Origin of the sequence: Microcystis sp. M049S2 (assembly GCF_020245625.1) — a bacterium.
Classification (GTDB): domain Bacteria; phylum Cyanobacteriota; class Cyanobacteriia; order Cyanobacteriales; family Microcystaceae; genus Microcystis; species Microcystis ichthyoblabe_A.
Map to the genome: position 1 here is coordinate 1 of NZ_JADBUN010000241.1, position 8,249 is coordinate 8,249.

General features: G+C 41.5%; 4 protein-coding genes. 3 read left to right on the top strand and 1 reads right to left on the bottom strand.

The genetic code is table 11. The features are described from left to right. The first annotated feature begins 392 nt into the window (after positions 1-392). Together IM496_RS19195 and IM496_RS19200 are read left to right on the top strand one after the other, a co-directional pair. Positions 393-1,952, top strand: a complete 1,560-nt coding sequence (locus tag IM496_RS19195) for a serine/threonine protein kinase (RefSeq protein ID WP_287662949.1) — start codon at positions 393-395, stop codon at positions 1,950-1,952. A gap of 357 nt (positions 1,953-2,309) precedes the next feature. Continuing rightward, positions 2,310-3,590, top strand: a complete 1,281-nt coding sequence (locus IM496_RS19200; RefSeq protein WP_287662950.1) for an HhoA/HhoB/HtrA family serine endopeptidase — start codon at positions 2,310-2,312, stop codon at positions 3,588-3,590. A 422-nt stretch (positions 3,591-4,012) separates the two neighbouring features. On the opposite strand, the gene IM496_RS19205 is transcribed toward IM496_RS19200, so the two are convergent. Beyond that, positions 4,013-5,692 (bottom strand): WD40 domain-containing protein, encoded by a 1,680-nt coding sequence (locus IM496_RS19205; RefSeq protein WP_287662951.1) that lies wholly within the window; start codon positions 5,690-5,692, stop codon positions 4,013-4,015. An 870-nt stretch (positions 5,693-6,562) separates the two neighbouring features. On the opposite strand from IM496_RS19205, the gene IM496_RS19210 reads away from it, so the two are divergent. After that, complete coding sequence (locus tag IM496_RS19210; protein WP_287662952.1) at positions 6,563-7,975, top strand: protein kinase domain-containing protein; 1,413 nt, start codon at positions 6,563-6,565, stop codon at positions 7,973-7,975. Positions 7,976-8,249 lie beyond the last annotated feature (274 nt).

Consider the following 8,249-nt stretch of genomic DNA (forward strand, 5'->3'; position numbering starts at 1 on the left):
CCCCTTATCAAGGGGGGATCAAGGGGGGATCAAACCCCCCTTATCAAGGGGGGATCAAGGGGGGATCAAACCCCCCTTATCAAGGGGGGATCAAGGGGGGATCAAACCCCCCTTATCAAGGGGGGATCAAGGGGGGATCAAGGGGGGATCAAGGGCGATTGCAGTTCGATAAACTCACTAACCACAATGGGATGCAAGACGTGCCATTGGTGTAAACTTAAGCACCACCAAACTCCCGTAAGGGCGAAGCATTCGGGCAATAACCTATCGCTGAAACCGTAAATTTCTTATCCGAATGCTTCGCCCCTACAAACTCAAATACCAAAACATAAGCCAATTTTGAGACAAAAGCAGATTTTTTGGTATGATAAAAACAACTATTGCAAAATTCTATGGTTTGGCAAGCGGGACAACTCCTCCACAATGGCAAGTACGAGATCCTTGAGGTCTTGGGACGGGGAGGTTTTGGCCTGACCTATAAAGCACGTCATCGCCAACTCACCCTGGAAGTGGTGATCAAAACTCCTGATATTTTGCAGAAAAGAGATACGGAATACGAGGATTATGTTAGACAATTTGAGGCGGAAGGGCGCAAGTTAGCCAAATTTTCCCAGACTCCCCATGCCCATATCGTCCGTATTTCCGATTTTTTTACTGAAGGTCAAGTTCCCTGTTTGGTGATGGATTTTATTCAGGGTCAAACTTTGATGGAAAGGGTGAAAACTCAAGGAAAATTATCGGAAGCGGAATGTTTAAAATATATTCGGCAAATTGGTAGCGCATTAGAGGTGGTTCATCAAGCAGGAATGGTACACCGAGATGCTCACCCTGACAATATTATGATTCAACCCAATGGGAATGCTATCTTGATTGATTTTGGCATTGCTAAAGAGATTATTCCGGCTGGTAGTAGTTCGACGGATTATGCCGCAAATCCCAGTTTTGCCCCCTATGAACAAGTTTATAAAGGTAGCAAGGCCAATCGTCAGCCGAGCGTGGATATTTATGCCCTAGCCGCCAGTTTTTATTATGCGGTAACTGGTCAAAAACCGACTCCTTCAATGGAACGCCGTTTAGATAATCGTCCCTTAACATCACCGAAAGAAATTAATCCTAATTTAAGTGATCATCTTAACAAAGCCATTACTCTGGGGATGGCTTTGGAAAAAGAAAACCGCCCTCAGTCTATGTCCGATTGGCTTCAACAATTGGAATTACCACCGCCTCCTGTAGAAAAAAAATATCGTCAAGAAAAAGTTAATCCCCCACAGCCAAGGAAAGAGCCAAAAGTAGCTGAAACAAAAGCCCTTGTTAACCCAAAACCTTCTGATAATTCTCTTCAGAAAAAACTCCAAGCTCTTCCCTGGGATTGGTTAATCGGTGTGTTTTTTGTTTATGGTGTAATTGGTTACATTTTAGCTGCCAATTCAGCACGATGGGAAGTTTGGGCTTTTTTGTCTGTGGCTTGGGCTGGGGCTCTGGCTTGGGCTGTGGCTGGTGCTGGGGCTTGGGCTTGGGCTGTGGCTCTGGCTCTGGCTTGGGCTTGGGCTTGGGCTGTGGCTCTGTTGTGGGCTAGCACTCTAGCTGGGTATGAGTCTGAGGGTGTGGTTGTGGCTTGGGTTGCGACTGGGGTTGTGGCTGGAGCTGTAGCTAGGGCTGTGTTTTGGCTCTCAGAGAAAACTTCAATTTTTGATCCCTGGAAAGATACGGCTTGGTTTCATACTCTCTTGTCCTTTGTTTTTCCTGGATTGATAGGTTGTATTACTCTCAGTCTTATATTTCGTGACAATTTTGTTGTAATGGGAATAATGATCATAGTAATATTATCTATTCAGGTTTATACTACAATCAATTTAGATAAGAAAAACTTTAGTCATTTCAATATTTTTCTGATTCTTGCTGTTACAAATTTAAGTGGTTTAGCAAGCGGTTGGTTATTGGGTCTTCTCTAGCATTCCAAAGGCTAACAAAACATAAAACTATCCTCATAATTCCTTTTTTTCTATTGTTATCTTCCCTAGATTAGGTTAATTAATGCAACCCAAAAATTAAATTGTGCCATAGTAGTGAGTCTATTCTGCTGAGGAGCATCTCACTTGTGCCATGCGTATTAATGCTTATAGCTGTCAAAAACTATAAAACAATGAGCTTGTAATCAAAAGTTCATGTCTGCGTCACAGTAAGTTCATATCCCCCACCTAAATTAGAGATAGTCAGTCCCAAGCCGTTTTCCAAAACACTCCTCTCACACCCACGATTATTAGGACTGACTTTTATTCCCTTCTCAAAATGGTTAAACAATAAAAACTATGACTCGCAATATTTTTAACGATAATATTTCCCCGATCAACGAAGGTAATCCCAAACGATCCAAATCTTCTGCGATGAAAAAACTTTTTGCCTATTCCTCCTTACTGGTTTTGGGTGCTGGGTTAGGTATCGGTGCCACCTACGCCTACAGTCAAAATCCTCTAGAATTAGCCCAAAATATTGCCACCGCTACCAATAATCCTCGCCCCTCCACAGCAGCCGCAGCCGCTCCCTCAACCCTAGTTATTCCTACCAATTTTGTCGCTTCTGTGGTGCAAGAAGTGGGGCCGGCGGTGGTAAGAATTAATGCTTCTAGGGAAGTCAATGGAGGCGGTGATTTTTCGGAATTTGCTAACGATCCTGTTTTCCGTCGCTTCTTCGGTTCCCAAATACCCGAGCGAGGAGAAAAACAAGTTCAAAGGGGTACAGGTTCCGGGTTTATTATCAGTAATGACGGTAAAATTATCACCAATGCTCACGTTGTCGAGGGAGCAGATAAGGTGACAGTCACCCTCAAAGATGGTCGCACTATTGATGGTAAAGTTTTAGGTAGTGATCCTTTAACTGATGTGGCAGTGGTACAGGTGGAAACGAGCAATTTACCCACGGTTAAATTAGGTAATTCTGATAGTTTACAGGTGGGAGAATGGGCGATCGCTATCGGTAATCCTTTGGGATTAGATAACACTGTCACCACGGGAATTATTAGCGCCAAGGAACGCAATGGCTCCCAAATTGGTGCTAGTGATAAACGGGTGGATTTCCTGCAAACCGATGCGGCAATTAACCCCGGAAATTCCGGCGGACCTTTGTTAAATGCTCGGGGAGAAGTTATCGGAGTTAACACCGCTATCATTCAAAATGCCCAGGGTTTAGGTTTTGCTATTCCGATTAAAACTGCCCAAAGAATCGCTGAACAATTAATCGCCACGGGTAAGGTGGAACATCCCTATCTCGGTGTTCAAATGGTACAGTTAACCCCAGAGGTAAAAGAACAATTAGCCGATAGTCCCATGGCTGATAATTGGACTATCCCCGATGATTCTGGTGTCTTGTTAGTGCGGGTGATGAGAGATTCTCCTGCCGCAGCAGCAGGATTGCGATCGGGTGATGTGTTAAAGTCTGTAGGTGGTAAGAATGTCACCGATCCCGATGCGGTTCAGGAAATTGTTGCTAATACTCAAATTGGCGATAATTTACCCGTAGAAATTAGCCGAGAAGGACAAAAAATTAATCTGAATATTCAAGTGGGTAGCTTGAATACTGCTAACAGATCCTAGTCTGAAAGATAAGTGGTAAAAGACCTAAACTTTATAGAGAGCTTGTTAGTAAGCTCTCTATATTTCTGGTTTTACTTTTGGCTCTTGAATCGAATAATTATAGCATTTATCTTAATGGTGAGATAAGTAGGTAGGCGTTAAAAATTATCAGATACCCCCCTTATCAAGGGAGATCCCCCCGCCTATCGACACCCCCCTTATCAAGGGGGGCAGGGGGGATCGACACCTCTCTTATCAAGGGGGAATTAAGGGGGGATCGACACCCCCCTTATCAAGGGGGGCAGGGGGGATCGACACCTCTCTTATCAAGGGGGAATTAAGGGGGGATCGACACCCCCCTTATCAAGGGGGGCAGGGGGGATCAAGGGGGGATTAAGCCAGAATCGAAAGATAGTTAAATACTTGACCCTACGCTGACAATTTTACTGTTGGGAGATAGAAAATAAAAACCGCTCGTAAGCTCGATTAATTTTTTGCATAATTTTAATCGCTATGGCAGAGGAATTGTGATCGGGGTGATACTGACGAGCAAGCTGATAATATCTTTGTTTAACTTCTGAAAAACTGGCATTTTTAGAAATTTCTAAAACCTCCCACCAATCCTCGGAATCGGAGGGCAATATTTCTAATTCTCCTAAGATTTCCGACCATATTTTTACCTTACCTCCATAACTACCTGTAATTAAAAATTGACCATCAGGACTAAATTTTAAGGGAGCAGTTCCCCGTAAAGTTTTAATTAATTCTCCTGTTTGTCCTTGCCAAATTTTAATTTCTGTTCGGGAAGCACTAGCAATTAAATGGCGATGAGGATTAATAGCAATACTAATAATTGCCTGCTCGTGTGCCTGCCAACTTTTAATAATTTCTCCTGTCTTTATATCCCAGATTTTAATCGTTTTATCACTACCGCCACTAATTAGATATTGACCATCATTACTAAAAGCTAAACTGTTAACGGCTGCCCTGTCACCGATAAAAGTTTGATAAGCATAACTATGATCAAATCGCCATAATTTAATAGTTTTATCATCACTACCACTAGCAATAATTTGGCTATCGGGACTAATAGCACAGGTATTAACTGCCTCCTCATGACCGATTAAAGTTCGCTTTAATTCTCCTGTATGATAACCCCAGATTCGCAGAGTTTTGTCATTACTAGCACTAACAATAAATCTTTCATTGGCAGCAAAAGCTAATTGTAAAATTACACCATCGTGGCTATGGGGAGCATTGACACGAGCGAAAAAACTACTTTTATACTGCTTAGTGTCTAATTGCCACTGACTAATTCTGCCATCCAATCCACCAGCAATAATCGATTTACCGTTAGGACTTATAGCCAGAGTTTGGATCGGTTCATTAACTCCCACAAAGGAATAAATTAATTTACCCGTTTCTCGCTGCCAAAGTTTTATGGTTTGATCTTCTCCCGCACTAGCGATAATTTTACCATCAGGACTAACATCGATCGCCCCAATATTTGCCTGATGACCTTTAAGGGTTTGGAAACACTGCCAAGATAAACGCTCTGGAATAGTAATTTCTGTAGAATCTAACTGTTGATTTTCCTGAACAGATACTTCTTCTAACAGTTGCTGTAATTCTACCTCTAGATTTTCATATTTTCGCGTAACTTCTTGCCAAAATAAAGCTTCTTCGTACTCTCTAGTAATGCGATCAAAAAATTCTAGATTGCCATAAAAATTATTGTTGGAGTAGGTGGGGGATAACATTTTCATCAGTCCGTAGACTCCTAACCCGACTAGGCCACCAGCGATCGCCATAGAACCGACACCAACACCGAAAGCTGTACCTTTAACCGCGACTCCCACACCCCCAAAGGTAGAGTAGATACCGATTCCGCCAAGGCTTCCTATTCCCAAAGCTAACCCGACATTGTGATCGTTTGTTTCTAGTCCTTGCAGACTGGCATAAATTGCCGAACTTGTCAGGATGCCAATCCCCGTCATTCCCACTAAACCGACGCTTATACCGCCAAATCCGCCGACTAAGCCAATATTTCCCAGACAAGCAGATAAATTGGCTCCTGTGACTCCACCGACGGCGGGAATAACAAAATCGAGCTTTTTAGCCATATTTTTGCGAAATAATCAAGTTAGTCATCGGGTTTCTCCTATAGAGTTTAGCCTAGTTTGGTATCGACGACTGACTCCCCAAGGGAGCATCTCACCTTTGTAACCCCTAAATCAAGTTTTATGTCAAGCTATTTTGAAAGCCTTGCTAGAAACCAGTTTTAGGGATAAGTATAATTACTCACTTGCATAAATGAGATGCTCCCCTCCCCAAAGTGGTACTTTTCCCTCCTGCCCCCTGCCGACCGCCTCTTTCAAGTCAGTCCCGATGAAAAAATTTTCACCCCTACAGATGAAAGAGGTTTTCTTCCCTACACCCCACACCCCACACCCTACACCCTCTTTCCAGTCAGAGGCAATCAGGGCAAAATGATAAGTATTTTATATATAAATAGCTTCAATGCTTAAAAATATTTAAATTTACAATCGGTAATATTTATTTTTACTTAAGAATTTATTGAGAATAATTTTTATTTATTTACGAGGTTGCAATACTTCCAGCGATTCTGGTATAATTTTCCATTATGCTATGATGGCCTTTATTGTAATTTTTAAGGTTTTTATGGTCTAGGTTGTCTTAAAACCCTTGCTAAATCTAGATTTTTCCCTTGAGCAAAACCAAACACTTTCGCCAATTATCCCTTTTTTCCCCAACAACGTTGATCTAATTTTTGTGTAGTTTTGTTGCAAAGTCAAATTTTTTTTGACAAAATGGCTAAATTGTGGTATGGACAAAGTATAACGGGTTGTGGATTGACCATACCTGTCACCTTATTTTCAGCGAATTATCAGAAAATTTGCCCACTAGAGTCGCCCTAGCTTGCTTTCTTTTTCTATAATAGGGGTTAATCTTCCCACACTTGTCAAACGGCTATGAGTCTCTGTCTCAATCCCGATTGTTCGCACAAAAACACCCCCACGGATAAATTCTGTCATAAGTGCGGTTCTCAATTACTGCTCAGAGAACGTTATCGAGCGCTAAAATTAATCGGTCAAGGGGGTTTTGGCAAGACATTTCAAGCGATAGATGAGGATAAACCTTCAAAACCCTATTGTGTAATTAAACAATTTTTCCCGTCAGCGCAGGGAACAGGAACTTTACAGAAAGCAGCAGAATTATTTAAAGAAGAAGCGATTCGTTTAGATAGTTTGGGAAGATACCCACAAATCCCCGAACTTTACGCCTATTTTACCGGTAATGACGGGCGACAATATCTCGTACAGGAATATATCGAAGGACAAAATCTCGAACAAGAATTAAAACAGGAAGGAGTATTTAACGAAGCCAAAATTAAACATCTTTTGTCAGAGATTTTACCGATTCTAGAATTTATTCATAGTAAACAAGTAATTCATCGCGACATTAAACCCGAAAATATTATTCGCAGAAAAAGCGATAATAAATTAATTTTAGTCGACTTTGGGTCGGCAAAATTTGTCAGTCCTTTAAATCGTTCCATGACAGGAACAATTATCGGTTCTGCTGAATATATTGCCCCTGAACAGGGAAATGGCAAGGCAGTTAATGCCAGTGATTTGTATAGTTTGGGTGTAACTTGCCTTTATTTATTAACAGGAATATCTCCCTTTGATTTATTCGATGGGGGGGAACACCAATGGGTATGGCGACAGTGGTTAGTTAATAATCCTGTTAGTAGTGATTTAGGTAATATTCTGGATAAATTAATCGAGTTCGGCACGAAAAAACGCTATCAATCCGCCTCGGAAGTGTTGCAAGCTTTGCTGATAAAAACATCAGTCTCTATATCTCAGACAACTATTACGCAAACTCCCCCATCTATTCAGCTTAAAAGTGCCAAAGGAATCGATTATCGAAACTTAGAAGATTTATTAAAACGGCAGCAATGGAAGGAAGCGGACATAATAACTTTTGAAACTATGCTGAGAATTTGTAACAGACATGAATTTTTAAGAGTTGAAGATATAGATATTTTCCCTTGTGAAGACTTACAAATAATTGATCAACTATGGTTAAAATATAGCCAAGAAAAATTTGGCTTTTCAATTCAAAAACAAATATTTGATCGGCTTGATAATGGTCAACAATATAATGATAAGCTCTGGGATGACTTCGGTTTGATTATAGGATGGCGAAAGGGGAATAAAAACATTAGATACGACAGGGCTATTTTCGATATCAATGCACCTAGAGGACATCTACCATGCCGAATCTTTGATTTGTGGAATTGGGGAGGAGTTGGTGGCGGAACTGGGTCTTTATTTTATTCTCTCGCGTCGAGACTTGTAAAATGTAACGTCATATAAAGGTTACAGCCAATTTTTAAGAATCACATATAAGGGACTTGCGTAGGAATAATATCCCAGCCAGAAAATCGCTCTGTAGAAGAACCAGACCAGCCAGATGGCACATTATCAAAGCGCAAGTCCCTAACATCTCAAAGGCTCTCCCCCTACTTAGGGTGATCAGCAAACCTGATCGATCGGAGGGCGCAAGCATTGCGCCCCTACAGTAACGGATTTTGTCCACAATGTAGGGGCGAACTGCGTTCGCCCAAAAGGTACATTATCAAAGCGCAAG